The organism is Exiguobacterium sp. s48 (genome assembly GCF_018617395.1).
GTDB lineage: Bacteria > Bacillota > Bacilli > Exiguobacteriales > Exiguobacteriaceae > Exiguobacterium.
On the sequence record NZ_JACSKC010000001.1, the window covers coordinates 2,005,295 to 2,026,444 of the forward strand.

Annotated in this window: 24 protein-coding genes and 1 riboswitch; of the genes, 6 read left to right on the forward strand and 18 right to left on the reverse strand. The window is 48.7% G+C overall.

Annotation, left to right across the window (positions count from 1 at the left end):
• Nucleotide 1: 1 nt before the first annotated feature.
• From KNO66_RS10195 to KNO66_RS10220, 6 genes are all read right to left on the reverse strand, one after another.
• Nucleotides 2-445, reverse strand: a complete 444-nt coding sequence (locus KNO66_RS10195; RefSeq protein WP_214742310.1) for a MarR family winged helix-turn-helix transcriptional regulator — start codon at nucleotides 443-445, stop codon at nucleotides 2-4.
• Nucleotides 446-575: 130 nt separating this feature from the next.
• Nucleotides 576-1,007 carry a GNAT family N-acetyltransferase gene (locus KNO66_RS10200; protein ID WP_214742311.1) on the reverse strand — a complete coding sequence of 144 codons (432 nt, stop codon included), beginning with the start codon at nucleotides 1,005-1,007 and terminating at the stop codon, nucleotides 576-578.
• 11 nt (nucleotides 1,008-1,018) lie between these two features.
• On the reverse strand, nucleotides 1,019-2,149 hold the full coding sequence (locus KNO66_RS10205) for a tetratricopeptide repeat protein (protein ID WP_214742312.1): 1,131 nt from the start codon (nucleotides 2,147-2,149) through the stop codon (nucleotides 1,019-1,021).
• A gap of 49 nt (nucleotides 2,150-2,198) precedes the next feature.
• Nucleotides 2,199-2,738, reverse strand: a complete 540-nt coding sequence (locus tag KNO66_RS10210) for a ribonuclease FAU-1 family protein (RefSeq protein ID WP_214742313.1) — start codon at nucleotides 2,736-2,738, stop codon at nucleotides 2,199-2,201.
• A 64-nt stretch (nucleotides 2,739-2,802) separates the two neighbouring features.
• Entirely contained in the window at nucleotides 2,803-3,855 is a 1,053-nt protein-coding gene (locus KNO66_RS10215) for a DUF58 domain-containing protein (protein WP_214742314.1), read from the reverse strand.
• 2 nt (nucleotides 3,856-3,857) lie between these two features.
• A complete protein-coding gene (locus KNO66_RS10220) occupies nucleotides 3,858-4,778 on the reverse strand; it encodes an AAA family ATPase (RefSeq protein WP_214742315.1) in 921 nt (306 codons plus the stop codon).
• A 94-nt stretch (nucleotides 4,779-4,872) separates the two neighbouring features.
• Between KNO66_RS10220 and KNO66_RS10225 the strand changes: the two genes are divergently transcribed.
• A complete protein-coding gene (locus KNO66_RS10225) occupies nucleotides 4,873-5,562 on the forward strand; it encodes a hypothetical protein (protein WP_214742316.1) in 690 nt (229 codons plus the stop codon).
• Nucleotides 5,563-5,635: 73 nt separating this feature from the next.
• Nucleotides 5,636-6,376, forward strand: a complete 741-nt coding sequence (locus KNO66_RS10230) for a hypothetical protein (RefSeq protein WP_214742317.1) — start codon at nucleotides 5,636-5,638, stop codon at nucleotides 6,374-6,376.
• Here KNO66_RS10230 and KNO66_RS10235 read toward each other — a convergent pair.
• Complete coding sequence (locus tag KNO66_RS10235; RefSeq protein ID WP_214742318.1) at nucleotides 6,373-7,332, reverse strand: aminoglycoside phosphotransferase family protein; 960 nt, start codon at nucleotides 7,330-7,332, stop codon at nucleotides 6,373-6,375. The genes KNO66_RS10230 and KNO66_RS10235 overlap by 4 nt on opposite strands.
• A gap of 39 nt (nucleotides 7,333-7,371) precedes the next feature.
• Nucleotides 7,372-7,470: riboswitch (TPP riboswitch) on the forward strand.
• Nucleotides 7,471-7,536: 66 nt separating this feature from the next.
• Between KNO66_RS10235 and thiW the strand changes: the two genes are divergently transcribed.
• A complete protein-coding gene (gene thiW, locus KNO66_RS10240) occupies nucleotides 7,537-8,022 on the forward strand; it encodes an energy coupling factor transporter S component ThiW (protein ID WP_214742319.1) in 486 nt (161 codons plus the stop codon).
• Between the two features lie 60 nt (nucleotides 8,023-8,082).
• Entirely contained in the window at nucleotides 8,083-8,346 is a 264-nt protein-coding gene (locus KNO66_RS10245) for a hypothetical protein (RefSeq protein WP_214742320.1), read from the forward strand.
• Here the strand turns inward: KNO66_RS10245 and KNO66_RS10250 are convergent.
• Complete coding sequence (locus tag KNO66_RS10250; protein WP_214742321.1) at nucleotides 8,341-8,817, reverse strand: GNAT family N-acetyltransferase; 477 nt, start codon at nucleotides 8,815-8,817, stop codon at nucleotides 8,341-8,343. The genes KNO66_RS10245 and KNO66_RS10250 overlap by 6 nt on opposite strands.
• Before the next feature lie 199 nt (nucleotides 8,818-9,016).
• Here KNO66_RS10250 and KNO66_RS10255 point away from each other — a divergent pair, with 199 nt between their 5' ends.
• Both KNO66_RS10255 and KNO66_RS10260 read left to right on the forward strand, forming a co-directional pair.
• Entirely contained in the window at nucleotides 9,017-9,415 is a 399-nt protein-coding gene (locus KNO66_RS10255; RefSeq protein WP_214742322.1) for a VOC family protein, read from the forward strand.
• Nucleotides 9,416-9,502: 87 nt separating this feature from the next.
• Nucleotides 9,503-11,320, forward strand: coding sequence for an LTA synthase family protein (locus KNO66_RS10260; protein WP_214742323.1), 1,818 nt, complete (start codon nucleotides 9,503-9,505; stop codon nucleotides 11,318-11,320).
• Between the two features lie 34 nt (nucleotides 11,321-11,354).
• Here KNO66_RS10260 and KNO66_RS10265 read toward each other — a convergent pair whose 3' ends face one another.
• From KNO66_RS10265 to glmS, 10 genes are all read right to left on the reverse strand, one after another.
• The gene (locus tag KNO66_RS10265) at nucleotides 11,355-12,239 is read right to left on the reverse strand and encodes a VOC family protein (protein WP_214742324.1); all 885 of its coding nucleotides are present in this window, start codon (nucleotides 12,237-12,239) and stop codon (nucleotides 11,355-11,357) included.
• A gap of 14 nt (nucleotides 12,240-12,253) precedes the next feature.
• On the reverse strand, nucleotides 12,254-12,538 hold the full coding sequence (locus KNO66_RS10270) for a putative quinol monooxygenase (protein ID WP_214742325.1): 285 nt from the start codon (nucleotides 12,536-12,538) through the stop codon (nucleotides 12,254-12,256).
• Between the two features lie 104 nt (nucleotides 12,539-12,642).
• Nucleotides 12,643-15,297, reverse strand: a complete 2,655-nt coding sequence (locus tag KNO66_RS10275) for an MMPL family transporter (protein WP_214742326.1) — start codon at nucleotides 15,295-15,297, stop codon at nucleotides 12,643-12,645.
• 3 nt (nucleotides 15,298-15,300) lie between these two features.
• Entirely contained in the window at nucleotides 15,301-15,744 is a 444-nt protein-coding gene (locus tag KNO66_RS10280; protein WP_214742327.1) for a MarR family winged helix-turn-helix transcriptional regulator, read from the reverse strand.
• 85 nt (nucleotides 15,745-15,829) lie between these two features.
• Complete coding sequence (locus KNO66_RS10285; RefSeq protein ID WP_214742328.1) at nucleotides 15,830-16,786, reverse strand: NAD(P)/FAD-dependent oxidoreductase; 957 nt, start codon at nucleotides 16,784-16,786, stop codon at nucleotides 15,830-15,832.
• Nucleotides 16,787-16,855: 69 nt separating this feature from the next.
• Nucleotides 16,856-17,542 carry a DUF975 family protein gene (locus KNO66_RS10290; protein ID WP_214742329.1) on the reverse strand — a complete coding sequence of 229 codons (687 nt, stop codon included), beginning with the start codon at nucleotides 17,540-17,542 and terminating at the stop codon, nucleotides 16,856-16,858.
• Nucleotides 17,543-17,623: 81 nt separating this feature from the next.
• A complete protein-coding gene (locus KNO66_RS10295; protein WP_012727632.1) occupies nucleotides 17,624-17,842 on the reverse strand; it encodes a helix-turn-helix domain-containing protein in 219 nt (72 codons plus the stop codon).
• Between the two features lie 10 nt (nucleotides 17,843-17,852).
• Nucleotides 17,853-18,332: a DUF2975 domain-containing protein gene (locus KNO66_RS10300; protein WP_214742330.1), complete on the reverse strand. Its 480-nt coding sequence runs from the start codon at nucleotides 18,330-18,332 to the stop codon at nucleotides 17,853-17,855.
• A 114-nt stretch (nucleotides 18,333-18,446) separates the two neighbouring features.
• Nucleotides 18,447-19,010 carry a YdhK family protein gene (locus KNO66_RS10305; RefSeq protein WP_214742331.1) on the reverse strand — a complete coding sequence of 188 codons (564 nt, stop codon included), beginning with the start codon at nucleotides 19,008-19,010 and terminating at the stop codon, nucleotides 18,447-18,449.
• 139 nt (nucleotides 19,011-19,149) lie between these two features.
• Nucleotides 19,150-20,946, reverse strand: coding sequence for a glutamine--fructose-6-phosphate transaminase (isomerizing) (glmS, locus tag KNO66_RS10310; RefSeq protein WP_214742332.1), 1,797 nt, complete (start codon nucleotides 20,944-20,946; stop codon nucleotides 19,150-19,152).
• Between the last annotated feature and the right edge of the window lie 204 nt (nucleotides 20,947-21,150).

The following is a 21,150-nucleotide window of genomic DNA, read 5'->3' on the forward strand; positions in this document are numbered from 1 at the left end:
TTCAAGATACATGATTAAAATTTTTTGCGGCTTCTGCCCGCTTCCCAATTTGTTTCAACTGTTCAATCGTCTCTGTTAGAGATAATCCTTCAAACAATACATTCATATGCTCCGTATGCTTCGGAAAAATATCTTGCATCAGGCGCTCTCCGTCATCCGTTAGCGCCGCATATGTGATGCGGCGATCGCTCGGACAAGCTTTTCGGACGAGATACCCTTTCTCCTCTAATCGGTCCACGACATACGTCATGCTTCCGCTCGAGAGGAGAATTTTCTTTCCGATGACTTGAATCGGTTGATCCCCTTTATGATATAAAAACTCGAGTACGGCGAACTCGGTCGCGTTCAATCCGTAAGACGCCACTTCCTGCTTCACCAGGTCTTGTAACGACTGAGAGGCGCGCAACAGCACAGTAATTGTCTTCAATGCATCAGATGGTTCCATCTGTCTCCCTCCTTTGTCCAAGAGAGCCATTTACTTAAATTCAAATATCTTTAATTCGAGATAAATATATCACGTGATGATTTTGTCGTCAATCAATTTGATTAAAAAAATGAGACGGGTTGTTTCCGTCTCATTCCCCTCGCCGAATCACAGCCATCTCACGACCGAATCGATGGCCTTCATCAACGAATCCTAGGCTTTCATATAAGTGATGCGCTGCCTCATTCTCAGGGTGATAGCCGACGACAATCGGTTTCTCTGCGCCAATTTCTTCAAGCATCAGCTCTGTCGCTTGTCGACCAATCCCTTTGCCTTGATGAGCATGGTCGATCATGATTCGGTAAATCCACCATGCATCCAATTCTTCCGGCTCCGTGTTGTACATGAGGAAGCCGACCATCGTCTCTTCCTCATAAATCGCACGCGGGCGTAGCGTCGGTTCATACATCGCTTGAAGTAACGAAATCGCATTCGGCTCCATATAAGACTGTTGCTGTTCACTTAATGCCAGTTGACAGCATGTATACCAATTTTGTGCATCGATCGGACGTAATGAAATCATGTCATTCTCCTTTAGTCATATATCTCATTTAAGTTTCTCGCATAGAATGCGATGGCACGGCGGTACCTTGCGATGCTCTCGTCCGGCTTCGGGCTAGCGAGCAGCTCGAGTAACGCGCCCGTCGCCTCTTCATGGCGACCGACGTTATAATGCGTCATCGCCTGAAACACCTTGAGCGCCCCGTGATTCGGGAATTGCTCAATCGCCTCTTCAAATAACTGTTCCGCCTCTGCGTATCGTCCGAGTGCCCGATACGTACTGCCGAGTCCGAGATACGATTCGACCAACTCTTTCCCCGTCAACCCGAGTCGGATAGCCCGCTCATAATGCGGTACGGCTTGACGTTCTTCCCCGAGCGAGTCATAACACCAGGCACAATATGCATGAAGTCTCGGATTCTTCTCATCCTGTCGTAAGAGCGATAAGAACAGTTGCTTCGCCTGTTCGAGCTGTCCCTCTTCATGGAGGCGAACGGCTCGATCAAACTCACTTTCCTCTATCACGTCGGTTCCCTCCTGTACGAAATCTTCGTCTAACCAAGATTGTAGTGTTTCGTAATACTTGCCGATATGTACCCCATCAACGAGTGCATGATGGGCTTGAACGAATAACGGCATAACCAGACGCTCTCCTTGACGCTCGAACTTGCCCCAGGCGATGCGTGGCACGCTATCGTCTTGTTGCTGATGCGTCGGATGCATGATGCTCGTGAACGTGACCCACGGGACGCTCGTGATATACAGCAAATCGTCGGGCTCGTCATCCCCGACCACGACTTCATCAGCAGCTCGCTCCATCCGCGTCGTCACTTCCTGTAAGAACGTCGGTAAATCTTCATGGAACGTGGCCGCACAAAAGTTGAAGACACCCTCGTCTAACATGACCGTGAACGAAGGATGGACCACCTCGTGTTCGACAACCTCTTCTCCACGGATTCGATAGCGTAATTCCGGAATCGCGTTCGCCGCTCTCACAGCACCATATAAAAAGAGCTTGAAGAACGATTGATTGCTCGCCTTGGCATATGTATAGAGATTTGTCACATCCACGTTCGCCGTCACGTTGAAATGTGGCGCGTCAAACGCTTTAAAAAACTCAAAGTGCTTACGTCGTGCCCACGTCTCGATTTCAATTCTTTTCATAAAAACTCCCCCTCCTACGCTCTTACTGTAGCAGAGAGAGTTTGTTCGCTCATAGTTTTTGTTTTAACTGTTCGTAATGTCCTTTTGCCAAATCAAAGTAGACGAAGTCTCCACGTTTGATCCGTTCGAGCGTCGCTTCAAACTCACGCCATCCCCGCTCGACTTGTTCAGGCGTCAATTCGCCGCTCTCAGTCGCCGCTTTGAACTCATCCTCATCTTTTTTGACGATATCCCCGTTCGGAAATACGAGGATATCGAGCAACAAGTCGTCCATGTACGGAATGCCATTTTCGTCGCCGATTCGGTCGACGAGGTCGATATACCATTGCACGATTTCACCGTCAGGGTTGAACATGACCGTCACACCGAACGGTTCATTGTCCGGGAAATATTGGAGCCAACCAAACCCGGCATCTGCCACGATGAATTCTTCGCCGTTATGCATCTTATATTGAGGTGCCCGAACCTCATCGATTTGGAATAAGGCGACGACGCCTGAAAATTGTTCCGTCTGAACACGAACTTGCGCGTAGCGGTTCTTTAAAATCCGTTCCCAGTCTCGTCGATTCGCATACTTTCGTTTTGCCATATGGATCTCCCCTTTGGTCATCTCTGTATATGATACAGTTCGCCAGAAGAAGGAAAGTTCCTTGTTAGTCATACAGGTTGTGCTGATTGAACCAGACGAGATGGCTTTGCTTCAAGCGTTTCCGCTCGACCATACGTACGAACGCGTCTGTCGAGATGAAGCGGTTCCCGGGATGGAGGTCGGCCAACATCAAAAGGATGAGGCGTGAACCTCGTTCCCCCTCTTGAAGAGAGATATGCTCCATCTTTCCCTCGCCATTGAAGCGATTGATGAACAGTTCGACTTTACACTCCTCTTTTAACAGACGAGTCGTCACATATGCGACCTGGCTGATGATCGACTCAAAGTCGTGATGCAACGTGTAGCCAGATGGTCCACTCAAATCAACTGCGAATGTGAACGTGTCGAGCGACGTCTTTTGAAAGACTTTCGATTGGACTCGTCCAAGTTTCGCCGTCGCGACCCAGTCAATCTCTTTGACCGGTTCTCCTTCATAAGACTTTGACCCTAGAACCTGCAGTGGATTCCGTAGCGGCGATGCGGTCAAAGGTCGGTCCCCGAGCGCTAAACGTTTCGTGCCGACGGGTGGGTGTAACGTGAGCGACGGCAATACCGTCCATCGCTTCTCGATGGGGCACTCAAGAAGATACGTCCCGAGATGAAACGGGAGCGGAACAGCGAGTACGCATTCTTCGATATAAGCTGGTCCCCGAAATTCGGCCTGAACGCGGAGCGAGTGACGGGCCTGGTCTGTTCGTATCGACATATCTAAACTATTTGGGGAACGGTCATGGTCTGGAAAGCTGAGCGCCGTATTGGATTTCAGTCGAACACGAACCGGAAGTCCGAGTCGTTCGAGGGTTTCACTTCCATCTAACATCACTTGCACTTCCGTCTCATCCCCAACAAAGAGAAGAGATTCGTGTGTATGTATATGAAGACGAAGGGCTCGCTCTAACTGTTTCCGCGTCCGTTCGAAGAACCAGACGATGCCCGCAAGTAAACAAAGGGCATATCCGACAATCTCCATGTACGGGACGAATACGAGAATCACCCCAACGAATCCATAAACCGGAATCCATTGTTTCTGTAGGGCGTTATGTGTCGAGAATGTCATCATCAACCCTCGACCGGCACAGAAACGGTGTCTAAGATGTAGCGGATGATGTCCTGTTTCGTCGATTTGATGCCTCCTTCAAGCGTCAACGTCAAACGATGGGACAAGACATAAGGTGCCACGGCTTTCACATCTTCCGGAATGACGTACAATCGATCGTTCAGATAGGCATAACTTTGAGACGTTCGCATGAGCGCAATGGCTCCGCGTGGACTGACACCGACCTCGACGGATGCATGTTCCCGGGTCGCATGGACGAGCCCGAGTAAGTAATCGAGGACATCATCTTGGATCGATACTTGCTTCACTTCCTCCTGAGCACAGCGTAACTCGTCTAACGTCGCAACCGCCTCTACGGTTTTCCTCGTTTGGCGCATCACTTGTAAGAGGAGTTCTCTCTCTTCCGCAACATCAGGATAACCGACTGGAATCGAAATCAAGAAGCGATCGAGTTGGGCATCCGGTAACGGGAACGTCCCCGCTGATTCGATCGGGTTTTGCGTCGCGATGACGAAAAATGGTTTCGGCATCGGATACGTCTCTCCCCCGATGGAGACTTGTCGTTCTTCCATCGCCTCGAGCAAGGCGGACTGCGTTCGTGGGACCGCTCGGTTGATTTCATCGATCAAGACGATATTCGCAAAGATCGGTCCTCGTCGATGATCGAACGTCTGCGTCTGCATGTTGAAATAGTCTGCGCCGATTACGTCAGACGGTAACAAGTCGGCCGTGAACTGGATGCGAGAGAATGCCCCATCAAAGCTGGCCGCAATCGTCTTGGCCATTAACGTTTTTCCCGTACCCGGTACATCCTCTAACAAAATGTGTCCTTCCGCGAGTAACGCCGTACAACAGAGACGCACGACATCCTCTTTTCCTAAATACACCTCGTTCAACTGTTTGATGACTCGCTCCATGCCCATGATATGACCTCCATTTTTTGTCTTAATCAAACTTTACCTTTTTATGGTAAGATAAACAACAAATAGTCTGAACATTCAAAAAGGAGGTAACTTCTTGCGCTGGACGAACAAGTTTTTTCTCATGATTGCCGCCACACTTCTCGTCACCTTTACAATGATGGTGGTTGCGACCGGGGTATTCGAATGGCTCTATAACCCGGAAACGATACCGGTCGAGGAAAATAATAGTCCCCCGACTGATCTCCTATCGGATGAGGATGATGGCATTTTAATTGGTGAATCCAAAGCAGATTACCCGTTTGAATTGGATCCTCAAAAAGGAAAACATCACTTTTTTGAGAGAATCACGGAATCTGGAGAATCAACACGACGAAATCTCGGGTTATTCGTCGCTTTGATCGCATTCTGTTGCTTCAGTTTCTATGTCTATCGAAAACGGAAGCAACTTTTGGCGCGTACACGAAGCATCGATTCAAGCATAGACTTGTTCCAACAAGACGTGCAGAACCAGAACGATTCGTCTGTTTCAACGCTCACAGCGTTCACAAATATCCCGATTCGCGATGCGCTAATCACATTTAACCAATCTCTCGTACCCGCCAAGCGGTTGCGTGCCCATGAGACATTGCAAGAGTGGTTCCAACGCATCGATTTACCGATGAATCCTTCCGTTTATCATGCGGTCCGCTACGGCACCTCCTCAGGTGTGACGATTTCTGAAGACGATACACTGCACTTCAAGAACACACTCGATTCCTACACAACACGTCCTCACCCCGAGTGAGAATGTGCACAGGTTCTGCTTTTTCACAACGAATGATAAAATGGTGGAAAATGTAAGTTGAGGGGATGAAATCATGAGGCGATGGACGATTTTCGGATTAAGTGCACTTTTACTGACGGGTTGTACGGATACAGTGGCAGACAATCCGATTCCGATCGAATCACCGGATGAACCCATCACAGAATGGACGCGCGAAGACTTTAAAGACGTCTATGACCAATATGAACAAACGAAACCGCTCCTCGTTGCGCTCGAGCAACAAGGCATCAAACCGTTTCGGGAGACGTTCGAACGCGTCATCATCGCCGGAAACGGCCTCGAGCATACGTATGCGGATATTTACCCATTCAAGCTCGATGACGGGACGTATGCCACCATTTTCGACAGTCAGGACGGAACGGTGATCAACGGCTCTGAATCGGTCGCTCCGCTATTTTGGCAGGAGGAATCCTTCCTTCAATACGTTGAAGAGATTGAAAATCGAAAATTCGGTACAAGTGCCCCACCTACCGATGTCGTTCTCACGCAGAATGAATTCCAAGCGGTCTATGACCGCCACGCCTACACGTCAGCCCTTCTCGTCGAACTCGACGAAGCGGGCGTCGAACTGGCAAGGGATCCAATCGATGACGTGATCATCGCCGGGGATGGCGTGACGGAAGTCACTGCCGACTTGTTCGTATTCGATGTCGAGAACGGATATGCCATCGTATATGATCAGGATGGAGAAATTTTAAAAGGTCCCGAATCCATCTCACCGCTCTTTTGGAACGAGAAGGACTATGAGGACCTGTTAGCCAAAAATGAAAGTTAATCCGTGTCACATTGTAACTTACGATATTCCAGCAACAACTTGAGCCATTGTGCCGGTTTGTCGCTGGAATCTTTTTTGTCCCGGCGATGTGCCGTGACGTATGTGTGCCATGAGATCGCCCGATACACGCATCCCAATTCCTCGGCAATCTTCATTTGATGCTCGAGTACTTCTTTTGGCGCGACGTGTGCCCATTCTTTCAAATAAATCTTGCGAAACTCTCGGATTTTCTTCATCCATAATGTATCGTCCTCTTCCGGCAATAAATCGAACAAGGCGTTCCAAAAGACACGCATGCTAAAGAACGGATGGGTGATTGTCGCGTCTCCCCAATCAAGGATCATCGGTAGATTGCTTTCAGGCTCCCAGAAAATATTCCCTCCATGCAAATCTCCGTGGTCAAGACTCATTGGAATGCCGCTTTCTAATTCATCGCACATCGACAGTAGTTCAGGTTTTAGCGAAATGATTGTTTCTCGCTGCTCTCGCTTCATCCCTAGAGTCATCTCAACAAGTGTTGACTCGATTTCCTGCTTTAAAATAGCCGGACGACGATCTGGAACCCCCATTTTTAGAAGTCGCTCCGTTTCACCACTCATTTGTTGCTGTAACTTGGCGTACTCCCGTAGCGCAACCTCATACTGTACCTGATCGGGTGTATCACGTAACGGGTGACCGGGGATTTCGCGCAAAATGAACCATGGATGAATCGGATGAACAGCGACTACGTCTGGCACGAGTTGAGGGAATATGTGAGCAAGATGTTGTGATAATACTCCTTCACTCTGACTGATGGAAGTGACCGCTTTGGCATAGACGCCATACCCATGCACCAGATACGTCAAATCCGTATCTTTTTCGACATACCATGTTTCATTCGAAATATATTCATCAATCCACTGATCAAACGTGTGCTTGAGATCAGTGTTTTCCCAGAAAACAGATAGTTGTTCCATATTCGTCTCCTTCCAATTTATGCTATACTCAAATCAATAAACGACCACTAGGGGAGCCTTCGGGCTGAGACGGCATCTGCCGGACCCTTTGAACCTGATCTGGCTCATACCAGCGTAGGGAAGTGGCTTGGGATACGTCTCTGTATGTCCACGCCATCTTTCCGTCTGGAAACGTGGCGTTTTTATTTTGAAAGGAGACTATTCATGCGTATTCAACAACTCACTTGGATGGCAATGCTCGTTGCCATCGCCGTCGTCGGTTCGATGTTCATCTCGATTCCCACAGGTGTCGCCCGCGCTTATCCGATTCAACATATGGTGAATGTGATTGCCGCAGTCACCGTCGGTCCAATCGGAGCCGTCCTCGTCGCTTTCGTCACCGGACTCATTCGCGTCATAACCGGCACAGGATCACTGCTCGCATTCCCTGGTGGCATGATTGGCGCATTTCTTGCCGGCATTTTCTTCGTTCGTACGAATCGCGTTTATGCTGCCGCACTCGGAGAAATCATCGGAACCGGTGTCATCGCCTCGTTGATTGCCGTCCCGTACGCAAAACTGTTAATGGGTTCGACGTTCGGTGCCTTCTTCTTCGTTCCAGCGTTTCTTGCCTCTAGTTTGACGGGCGCGCTTCTCGGTTGGCTCGTCTTGTCGCGCGTGAAACAATTGCGACCGAGCGTACTCAAATAAAAGCTCCCTTTTTGGATGAAAATGGTAAACTATAGACAACATCCATGAAGGAGGAGTTTTATGTCACGTTTCAATCAACTTGTAGCGGGTGGTATATTGTTGTTTTTGTCCGGGCTCTTATACACGCTCGAACGCATTGCACTCTACACCCGTTGGAGCGCCCAAATCTCAACAGGAAGCTGGCCGGAAGAACCGACGTTTATTGATCCATTTTTTCAAAACGGATTCATTACCCTATTTTTGTTCGTTGCTATTTACTTCTTCTTGACAGCTATGAATGTCACGCAAAAAATAAGTCCATCCGAGAACCCGACCGACTCATGACGGTCGGGTTTTTGTGTGATAGACCCAGATTGCTTCGCCGTTCGATTCATCGATTAAGCCGCTGTCGACAAAGCCGTTCTTCGCATAAAATCGTTTCGCAGCTTCATTCTCTTGATGGAGACTCAGGATGATATCATCCACATCGTATTGTGTCTGGATAAATTCCACTGCGATGCGCAGACACTTCGTTCCGACGCCTTTCCCTTGTTCATGTTGATCAATCATGAAGCGATCGAGCCATACATAACGTTCTGTCTGGTTTTCCGCCCCGACCATCATGAAGCCAACCGGCCGCTCGACTTCATAAAATGCAAAGCTCTGCCAATCGTATTTCGTATCCTCAGTCATCTCTTGAAGAGATTCGGCATTCGTCTCGATGAACCGGGATTGTTTCTCGTCCACTGTCAGGGCGATGACCGCCTCTCGATTGAATGCATCAATCTGTTGAATCCTGATCTCATTTACTTTCATATGTTCACCTCATTCATTTCCTATCCTTTTCTCTCTTTCATACGCTTTCTCCCGTAAAAAGTTTCTTCTCAAGTATCTTCGAAAGCTTGCATTCGTTACACTAGACTTACGAGACCCGGATGGACATACTCTCGGAAGATCTGACTTCCCCGTTCCACCGTAATCGCGTGAACGACCTACAAACGAAAGGAAACAACTAATGAAACAAATTCACCATATCTGTATCCAAACACCAGATTATGCCGCATCGAAGTCATTTTACGAAGCGCTCGGTTTTGAGCTCGTTCAAGAATCGCCAAACTTCCATACGCGTGACTTCAACAGTTGGCTCAAGCTCGGTGATTTTTATATCGAGCTCCAGACTGCTAAAACGGATGAAACGTTACAAGACTATTCGAAACATGCGGCCGGTCCCGTCCATTTCGCCCTCTATGTGGATGATCTCGAAGCGGAAGTTGCACGACTCGAACAGCTCGGTGTCACGTTCTTGCCGAAGCACGGTGGCAACATCTATTTCGTCGTCGACGGTCATTTAAGTAAACTGAAAGCACCGGAAGGAACCATCATCGAACTGCGCGATACGTTTCTGATTAACTGAGGCCCTGTGCCTCTTTTTAATTGGACACATCTTCACGTTTCCCTCACTCGTCTCATCGGGAATGGGTATGAAAAGGATGTGTTGTTCATGATCAAATATCTCGATTATTGGAGCTACTTGTCACTCTCTCTGGCAAAGCTCTTCTTTTTTAGCTGGTTGACCGCGACGGCGTTCGACTTCTCATTCTTCCTCATCAATTTGGCGACGATTCTACTCCTGACGAGCTGGGCACTTGCCGTGTCTTACCCGATTCGCCGATGGATTCTATACGTTTCTCTGTTCCTGCATAGTACCTTGCTCGTCTCGGACGTCTGGTACTATCGCTATTTTGAAGACTTATTATCCGTCGCCTTACTATCTGATATCGGGCAGATGGGAGATGTCGGGGGTGGCTTCTTGACGCTCATCCGCCCAATCGATGCGTTCTTCTTCATCGACCTCATCATCTACGGTTTGATTTTGCGTTATATGAAACGTCGTCCTGTCCGTGAAGGAAAGCAGAACGGAAGACGGTTGGCGTTCGCTGGCTTCACACTCGGATTTCTTCTCTTCACAATCCCGCTCACCCTCAGTTATCAGCGTGCAGAAAAGTGGATTGCAGATGACCCGATCTCGAATATGCGTGAATATTATCATCTTGGATTTTGGGGGTATCACGCGATGGATGTCGCTCGAGGGGTCGAACGTGCCATGGGATGGAACGAAGCCCTGACAGACGAGGAGCGTTCTCAAATTCAAGCACTCTCTTATCAAGAATTAAGTGCCACTAGTCCAGATACGAACGTTATCGTCCTACAACTCGAATCATTTCAAACATCCGTCATCGATCAACAGATTAATGGACAGGAACTGACCCCGAATTTGAACCGACTGCAACGTGATATGCTTTACTTCCCGAACGTGTATCATCAAACGCATGAAGGGCGAACGTCCGATGCAGAGTTCATCGTCAATACGTCGCTCTATCCTGTCAAATCCGGTTCCGTTTACACGCGTTTCCCGGGAAATAAGTTTAATACGCTTGCTCAATCATTGAATGAGGCGGGGTATGATACAGCAGCCATGCATGCATTCCGGAAAGACTTCTGGAATCGGGATGACTTTTATCAAAACACCGGATTTAACCATTTCTTTAGTGGCAAAGACTACCCCGACCAAGGCATTATCGGAATGGCACTCAACGATCAGGAGTTCTTAAATACGTCGGTCGGATTTATGGAAGAGTTGGATGAACCATTTTACGCATTTTTAGTCGCATTGACGAGTCATACCCCGTACGATATTCCAGAAGACGAGAAACGGTTAGACCTGTCAGAAATTGACGATCCCCTTCTCGAAAACTATTATCATACCGTTCATTTCGTCGATGCGGCGGTCGGTCAGTTCATCGAACGATTGAAACAAGATGGGCTTTGGGATGAGACGCTTCTCGTCATGTATGGTGACCACGATAGTGGTCTGACGGCACCAGGAGACAAAATGGCCTCCATCGTAGAAGTGGACTCGACGGTTGACGCGTTTCAACTTGACCGTGCTGTCCCTCTCTTCATCAAACCCCCTGGCTTGACGACAGGAGAAGTCATGCAAGCGAGTGGTGGGCAAATCGATATCGCCCCGACGATCCTCGATTTACTTGGGATCTCTCCGGCATATATGCTTGGCGACTCCTTATTGAATGATACGCCAAATCTGACCGTCTTTCGGACGGGCGCATTCCGATATGAAGACAATTACTATGAACCAGACTTGACCGAGCGTGCTGGTAACGGCACATGCTATTCCATTGAGACGGAAGAACAAGTCGCATTCGATCGATGCGCCCCATATATCGATCGTGCGACGAGTCAGCTCCGTCTCTCGGATACAATCATCGAGAAGGATGCCCTCTCGCAAATGAGTCCATGAAAAAGCTCCCGAGCATTTGTCTCGGGAGTTTTGTTTAGTAAGCTTTACGCAACGTTGCGATATCGAGTTTTTTCATGGGGAGACATGCCTGTACGACCTGTTCAATCTGCTCTTGTGAACCTACCGTCATCATCTCTTCCATTTCCCACGGAATGATTTGCCACGAGACGCCGTAGCGATCCTTCAGCCAACCACACTCCTCCGCTTCCGGTACAGCCGATAGTTGCTCCCAGTACGCATCGACTTCATTTTGTGTCTCACAAAAAGCAATGAGCGACTGGGTCTCGTTAAACGAGAATTCATGATTTTCATTACTGTCCATCACGACAAATTCTCGACCGGATAAGACGAAACGAGCATAGTTGATTTTCCCGTCAAGCTCGTCCCCGTCTTCTTTCGTGTATCGTACCGTATGCCCGTCCAATACATACGAATCTTTGAAAATAGAGATCCAATCGTTCATCGCCGCTTCGGCGCGACCGAATGCTTCTTTGACAAACAAGAGGCATGGCGTCACGAGCTGGATGTCCATCCCCCCATCATGCATGATTTGCCAAGAAACTCCGTAGCGGTCCTGCAACCATCCATAGCGCTGGCTGAAGTCGTACGTGTCTAATGGAATCAAGATATCCGCTCCGTCAGATAATCGTTCCCATAGCGCATTGATCTCTTCTGTCGTCGCAAGCGACACCATATAGGAAATGGACGGATTCCGTTCTTGCGCCGTGCCTCCCCCGAGCAACTGAAAGAACTGTCCAGCGAGCGATAACGTCACAATCGTCGTCTCGCCTGCTGGTGAACTTGAAAATTTCGTCGTATAGTCGACAAACGAATCTGGAAAGATGGATACATACCACTCGGCAATCTCTTCAACGTCCTGTTCAAACCAAATACATGGAATCACGGGTTGTGTAATCATGAGAATGTCTCCTTTCAGACTTCATGCAAACGATAGACCTCACGGACGGCGAGAAGCTCTCCGGCTTCATCACGATACGCCTGATAGTGCGACGAATGGATATGGTGATCGAGCGCATCTTCGTCTTGATACTTTTCATGGAAGACAAACGTACCCGGCTCATCAATCGCCTCGTGGAGAACGTATGCAAGACACCCTTCTTCTGCTCGTGACGGTGGAATCACACGGTGTAGCGCATCACGTAACGCCTCTTCTTTTCCGGGATGAGCTTTCAAAATTGCGGTAATGACGATTTCCATATCATATTCCTCCTTCAATAATGGACCTGCCTTTCTGTTCCCGAATCCACCACAATCTATCCCCAAAAAACGGATATCTCATCATACGAGACATCCGTTTCTACTTATGACTTTTTCTTTTGTCGGAATGGCCACCAGACACCTTCGCCAAATGAAATCGTAATGGCTGGGATCAAGAGGGGCAACACAATCAAGCCGTACAATAACAAACCGGTGATGACGATCGTCGCAATCTGGACGAGACTGAGCACGCCTGACGGAATCATGGCACCGAACGTCCCGGCGAGGATGACAGCCGCGGTCATGATCACGGTCCCCATCTTCGTCATCGAGTGGATGAGCGCCTCACGGACCGTCTTCCCATTGATCGTCTCTTCCCGGAATCGATCTAACAAGAAGATGGAATAGTCAATTCCAAGGGCAATCAACATGACAAATCCAAAGAACGGAACGGCCCAGCTAATCCCGTCATAGCCGAGTCCTTCTACAAAGATCAGCTCTGTGATTGCCGCTGACGTATAGTACGTCAAGAGTAGCGAAGCGATCATATAGAGTGGCATGATCATCGAACGGAATAATGCGGTCAAAACGATGAACAACGTCACGAGCATGATGGCTACCGTTCGATTGAAATCATTCGTCGATGTTTCATTTAAATCGCTATTGATACTTGAGATACCAGCATATCCAATGGTCGCATCCGCATACGGTGTTCCCGTCACGGCACGATTCATCGTCTCTTTGATTGTCTCGACGGTATCAATCGCTTCTGGGGAATACGGGTCCATCTCTAAGACGACCTCGAGTTGAGTCGCCATTCCTTCATCGAAGACATAGCGTTCGACTGCAGGTGAGAACTCATCTGATGTGAGCGTCCCTTCCGGAAGATACACGCCTGTCTCCCGAAGCGCATCTGCTTCACTCAACTGTTGTAAGAACGAAACGGCTTCGCCGAGACCAGACTCAATTTGTCCTAGCCCGTCGTTCGCTTCCGCGACACCTGTCGCCAGTTGCGCTAACCCGCTACCAAGTTCACCGACCTGAGAACCTTGTGCATTTAATGCGGACGCCGCTTCGTTGATTCCTGACTCAATTTGTGTGAGGCCAGCTGATACTTGACCGAGCTGTCCGACTGCGGCCGGGATGTTTTGAGTCGCTGTCAATCCTTGCCCAATGAGACCAAGTTGACCATTCAACTGATTCAGCCCCGCTGCTGCTTCTGCAAGCGGTGCCCCAGCATTGGTTGAACCGCTTGGTAGTTGTCCAACGATCCCGTTCAATCCTTGCTCAATCTCATCCAATCCAGTTTGAACATCCCCGAGACCCGTCTGCGCTTCAGACAAGCCATCGCTGACTTCACCGAGTTGTGTGTCGACATAAAAATCGTCGATGACTTCACCAGTCGGGCGTGTAAGCGCACGGACACCATTCACGCCTTCGACTTTTTCAAGCTCACTTGCAAACTTTTCGATGTAAGCAACATCTGATTCTGTAATGGGTTGATCTTGTTTCAAAATAACTTGCACCGGAAGGGATTCCCCTTGACCGAATCCTTCAGAGATCAAATTCAGCCCACGAACCGAATCGTAACCGTCTCCAATCTCATCGACGGTATTGAACGAACGATCATCGTCATACGTGAATAGGACCGGCACCGTAATCAATCCAACGACCAAAATCGATACGAACGGACGATTGACCGACAATCGGCTCAAGCTAGCCCAGAGCTTGCTGTCATGGTGTTCGCCTGCCTTCTTCGATGGCCAAAACAGTCGCTGCTTGAGCGTTGCCATAAAGAATGGAACGACCGTGAAGAGAATCAACAACAACACCGCAATCCCGACCGCAACGGCGACCGCTGATTTAAAGATTGGAAAATCAGCAAATCCGATGGCAGCGAAACCGACGAAGACCGCGAGCCCACTGATAAGAACCGTCCGTCCTGCCGTCTTGTACGTGTTGACGATGGCGTCTTCAATCGCATGCCCCGCACTCAACTCCTCTTTATAGCGGCTAAGAAGTAGGATACAGTAGTCTGTCCCAATCCCGAACAAGATGGCGACAAGGAAGATCTGTGTGTAGTTCGATACCGGGAATCCAAACCAATCCACAAAGAACGCGACGAACGATTGGCTCAATAGATACGTGAATCCAACCGCGATGAGCGGGATGAACGGAGTCACGATGGAACGAAAGACGAGGAGGAGTAATCCAAAAATCAACACGACCGTGATGATTTCCGTCTTTTTCAATCCTTCTTGGGCACTTAAGTTCACATCATTATTAATGATTTCTTCCCCGGTGATATATACTGTTTCATCTTCTGGAAGCACGTTTTCACGGACATCATCAGCAAACGCATTGATTTCTTCCGTCGTACCTTCTACCGTGATGGGGACGAGAACGATGCGTCCGTCTTCTGAGACGAGCTGTGCCTCTGTCTCCTCACTTTCAAACGGATCGAGAACATCGGTCACGACCGTTTCATTCTGCCTAAGCTCTTCGATGACACGAGCGACATCCGTTCGCTCTGTTTCGCCAATCGACTCGAACTCGTAGACGAGCGAGATGGTTTTATCACTCTTCCCAGCTTCATCTAAAATCGCTTGTGCGCGCTGTGAGTCCATATCGTCCGCTAGCTGAAAACTACCAGCTTCTTCTGCTTGTTTCGTTAAGTTCGGTGCTGCGACAAATAGTGCTGCCGTCAAAATGATGAGGGAAATGAGGATTCCCCAGCGCCATTGAATGATTTTATGCACGTGTTATTCCTCCCCGATTCGAAGCAATTGTTTTATTTTTCGGAACGTCCGAACAAACTGCTCGATTTCAATTTCATCTACTTCTCCATCGATGAGAGATTCTACATATCGATAGACGGCACCGTCCACTTCTTCGACGAGCCGCTTTCCTTCTGAGGTCAATTCAATCAATCGCTCGCGTTGGTCTTGTCCTCGTCGACTCGTGACGAGTCCTTTTTCGACCAACTTTTTAAGGCGATTCGAAACCGCACTTTTATGGACACCTTGTTTTTGCGCCAATTGCCCAGCAGGAGTGGGTCCAAACTGATCGAGTAACTTCAACAGTTGGAGCTGTTCACGCGAATACTCACGCCATACATCCCCTTCCATCGCTTCGATGACATGTTCCGTCCCATGGAACATCACTTCTTCAAACAACTGCACCGCTTCGCGCATCAATGCTTTCATTTTTAGTTTACCCCCTAAACTAGATAATTATAGTTTATGCCCTAAACTAAATAACGTCAAATAAAAAGACCGATAAGGGGTGCCCTTATCGGTCCATGTTCTTTTCGATGGTTTCTGCCACACGTAACCCAGACAGATAGGCACTTTCGAATCGCGTTCGTCCAGATGGATCATCCGCTTCAAGAAAAATATCGCCAGCTAAATAGATCGGGTAATGGTTTACCTGATAAAACGATTCATGCCACACCTCTTTCGCTTGCGCGTAACGCCAACGTTTCAATTGTTTTGACACGAGGTCGATATCGCCCACTTCCTCTCGGAGTAACCGCTCAACTTCTGCAAGCGTCTCCGCCTCCGGTCGCTCATACCAGTCCTCACTCCACGCCTCTTCCATATAGACACTTACGAGTGATGTCGCAGAGATTCCTTTTTGCCGATTATCGATTACCTTCAACAACCCCGGTGTCAAGTCATGGTCGAGAATCCCATCTGCCCCAATCTGTACATCACCTGCACATTCAAACAGACCGACGAACGTCGGCGCATATATAAGACGAAGTAACGCGGGCTCGACATGGGCAGCTAAATCTCCAAGCAAATCGAACGACTGTGGAAGGGGTGAAGTCATCACGAGTCGATCATAGGAACGTGTCGTCACGTCTGTCTTGACTGTGACGGTTTCGTCTTCTTCCACTTGAATGTTCTCCACCCGTTCATTCAATTGTACGGTCAAACCTTCAGCCAAACGCTTAGCGAGTGCATTCATCCCATCAATCGCGACATAACGTGGATATGGGTCGGCATACCAGACTCGCACCCAGTTCGCATTTATCCACGATTGCACCTCTCGTTCGAGCTCTTCTCCACGCACCGTGAAATAGACCGCTCCATGGTCGGCCCGTCCGTTACCGATTCGACGCGTCGCCAAGCGTCCCCCGACGCTTCGACTCTTTTCAATCAGTTCGACGACATGACCTTGACGCACGAGTTGACGTGCTGCGATGATTCCGCTTAGACCGGCCCCGATGATCCCAATCTTCATTCCACATTCCCCTTTCTCTTCATGAAGATTGTAGCACGTTCGTTCAATTTCCCCTCTGTTTGATATGCTTCAGGCTGGCTTGTTCCATTGTTCATCGTACACCCGACGCGAGTCTTCATACATGACAGCGAAACGCGCAACGACGAATGGACGAATGAGGATCGTCGCTATAGATAGTGATAATGCGGCAAGTAATACAGAATTTACGACCATAAACAACGTGAAGCCGATCAAATAAATCGGGATGAACGGCAAAATCAGTTTGAACGCCTCCCACTTCTGACCATCCATCATCGCACGTGATTTCGTGATGGATTCTCTGACCGATAATGACGGCTCATCTCGCAAAATAAAGTAAGTAAACGCGTAGGAGAAGAACTTCACGATTCCCGGCACAATGAACAAAAGTGTCCATAGCGTCTGAAAGATAGTTAGTAAAAGGACAGTAGTCACATTCTTACCAAATCGTTCTCTCATTGGTCGAAACACATCACGAAACTGTGCATTTTGTCCGCGAATAATTGAAAGGATGGCCCAGTGATAACCGATTATGATTGGATACAACATGAAAGTTACAACCATCGAACCTAAAAGGAATACAATTGCCTGTATTGAATCGGCTTTCGCCCCGTAAAGCGTCGGGTCGAATATTGCAATAACCTCTATTATTACGGCACAAAGAAACGACCAGACTAACAGTAGACCTCGTTTCCCATTGATTGCTTCATGTGTTCGTTCTGTCCATGTTTGAATCATTCTACATCTCCCCCTGACTGATACCTATATATACGGAACATAGTAAGAACACGTTTCAAATTCATATAAAAAAGCAGAGATTCACTCTGCTCGCTCGTCCGCTCGATATTCCAATATGTCTCCCGGTTGACAGTCGAGTGCTTCGCAAATCGCTTCAAGTGTCGAAAAACGAATCGCTTTCGCTTTGCCGTTTTTCAAAATCGACAAGTTCGCCATCGTGATCCCGACTCGTTCCGACAGTTCCGTCACACTCATTTTCCGTTTCGCCAACATCACATCCAGATTCACAATCATCGCCATTTCTCTCACCTCATACCGTCAAATCGATTTCTTGTTTCATGTCGATGGCGCGCTTCAATAGTTTCTGTAACAACTCAGCGAAAACCGCAATGACAAATGCGGCAAATACAAGTACGAGACCGATGACAAAGAATCCGGGCGAATCGTCACGCTCAGCGAACCAATAGAAGAACGGAAGCAACATCGTATAAATGATCGTGATAGTCAGTGCACAATACTTGATCACTCGAAGTACTTTCACCGCCCCATAAGAGAATGCCTTGTTCCGGTCAATCAATCCTAGTAAGGTAAACGTCTGGAACAGAGCTATGAAATAGGGGATCGCCGCCACGTACATCCCCACAACAATCGGACGCATCGAATTCGCAATCCAGCCCCCGCTCTCCGTTGCATCTCGCCAAAGAAACGGGAGCAAAAAGATACACGCGGCGAGAATCGGGAGAGCTAAGACAATCACTGCTAATTTTAAAAAGACAGTTTCTCGTTTCACTTGTCACACCCCTCACTCATGTCATTTTCTTTATCATACGCTCTTATTTATCGTTTATCAATAAATATTTATCGAAAAAAATAGACCACGAGATGTACTCGAGGTCTACTTCATTCATTTCATTGCTTCTAGTTCACTTTCGGTCACCCATTTATGATTTGTAACCTCTTCTCCATCTTCGGTCGTGTAATCAACCATATAAACAGTCGTCTCCTCAACTGTATCGATTGTCGCTTCTGCACCTTCCATCCCTTCCATATGGTCTGCGGCCAATATGACCTCATCCCCTTCAGACAACGGCGCCTCGTCCGGATTATCCAGTTCTTCGTGAATTACCCATTTGTGATTTTCTACCGGGTCACCACCTGTAGTAGGTGTATAGCTGACGGCGTACACCGTCGTATCATACGTACCGACAATCGTTGCCTCCACACCTTCCATCCCTGGCATGTGATCTGCTGTCATCCTCGCAGTTGTTCCGACTGGATACGTCGGATTACTGGCTTCCTTCAACCCGTCCGGAACTTCTCCAGACCCCGAGTGGTCCATTGACGAATGATCCATGCTTTGTTCTTCTGACATCTCCATCGATGTATCGTTTTCGGTATCCCCACATGCGGCTAACGATGTAGCGAGTACGATGACACTTAAACCCGTCATCCATTTCTTCTGTTTCATCGAATCTCTCCTTTATCCATACTCATGTTAAATGTACCCATCCCAAAGAACGAACAGACCTATTTGAGAGCATTCCGATGATTTGTTAACTCATTGCAACAAAAAAGACCAAAATCCCGAAAGATTTTGGTCTTGGACATTATTCAACCGTTACAGACTTCGCCAAGTTACGTGGCTTGTCGACATCACAGTCGCGAGCGAGTGCTGCATAGTACGAGATAAGTTGAAGCGGAAGAACCGTCACGAGTGGTGTGAGAAGTGGTTCAACACGTGGAAGAACGAATGCGTCGTTCTCGTGTTCCATTCCTTCCATTGAAATCGTACATGCGATGGCACCACGCGCCACAACTTCTTTGATGTTTCCGCGGATGTTGAGGTGTGTGTTCGGTTGAGACACAAGCGTGATGACCGGTGTCCCGTCTTCAATCAACGCGATCGGACCGTGCTTGAGTTCCCCACCTGGGTATCCTTCTGCTTGGATATATGAGATTTCTTTGAGCTTCAATGCGCCCTCAAGACCGACATATGAATCCAATCCACGTCCGAGGAAGAATGCGTTGCGTGACTCTTTTAAGAACTTATCTGCAAGCTCTTCAAAGATTTCTTTTTGTGCCATGATCGAGTCCATCGTTGTCGCAACGAGTGCGAGCTCTTGCATCAAATCAAACGGCAGTTTCTTCCCGTTCGCACGTGCGATGTCGTATGCGAGAATCGCGAGGACGGCAATCTGCGCCGTGTACGCTTTCGTCGATGCGACCGCGATCTCTGGTCCGGCATGGAGAAGCATCGTCTCGTTCGCTTCACGTGAGAGCGTTGATCCTGCTACGTTTGTCAACGTGAGCGCTTTATGGCCCAATTTTTTCACTTCGACGAGCACGGCACGGCTGTCCGCTGTCTCACCTGATTGTGAGATGAAGAGGAAGAGTGGCTTCTCTGTCAAAAGTGGCATGTTGTAACCAAACTCTGACGCAACGTGTACTTCAGTCGGTACACCTGCAACGCGCTCAATCAATTGTTTCCCAACAAGACCGGCATGGTAACTTGTCCCACATGCGACGATGTAGACGCGGTCCGCTTCCGATACGAGCTCGCGCACGCCTTCTGTGAGTTCGATGTCGCCGTTCTCGTTCTGGTAATGCTGGATGATGTTGCGGATGACGGCCGGTTGCTCGTCCATCTCCTTCAACATATAGTGCGCGTACGTGCCCTTCTCGATGTCTGACGCATCGATCTCAGCCGTGTACGGGGAACGCTCGAGCACGTCGCCGTCGAGCGTCTTGATCGTCGCCGACTCACGTGTGAGGATGACGATCTCGCCATCGTGGAGCTCGAGATACTGGTCCGTCACCTGGAGCATCGCCATCGCGTCTGATGCGACGACGTTGAACGTGCCGTCACCAAGTCCGACGAGAAGCGGTGACTTGTTCTTGCCGATATAGAGGCGCTCTTTGTCCTCTGAGTCGATCATCGCGATCGCGTACGAACCGTGGAGGTCCGAAAGCGTCTTGCGGAACGCTGCCTCGACATCACCGAGCTCGACGAAGTGTTTCTCCATGAGCTGGACGATGACTTCCGTGTCCGTTTCCGAGAGGAACGGGACATCAAGCGTCTTCTTGATGATTTCGTCGTTTTCGATCACGCCGTTATGCACGAGCGTGAAGCGTCCTGTCGTACTTTGATGCGGGTGGGCGTTTGGTACGCTCGGTACCCCGTGTGTCGCCCAACGTGTGTGGCCGATTCCAATCGTGCCGTCTACTTCTGCTGGGATGATTTCGCGTAGCGCGGCAATGCGACCGACTTCTTTGTGAACGTTGACATTCTCATGCATCAACGCAAGACCTGCCGAGTCATAACCACGGTACTCGAGTTTTTCAAGACCTTTGAGAAGGACTTCCTTCGCTCCGGTATTCCCAATCATTCCTACAATTCCACACATAAACAAATCTCCTCTATTCTTCGATTTCTCGAAAAAGGAAACGGGCTTTTTCTAAGAGCTGTCAACACACACTTCTTTGTCCGTCCGGTCACCCGGGCGTTTTAAAAGCATGCTTATCGTCGTGACAGGCGACGAGGAGGCATCCGCCGAAATCTCGATAACCTCCAACCTCGTCAACTCCGCAGAGTTCTGGCGCTTGTTCGT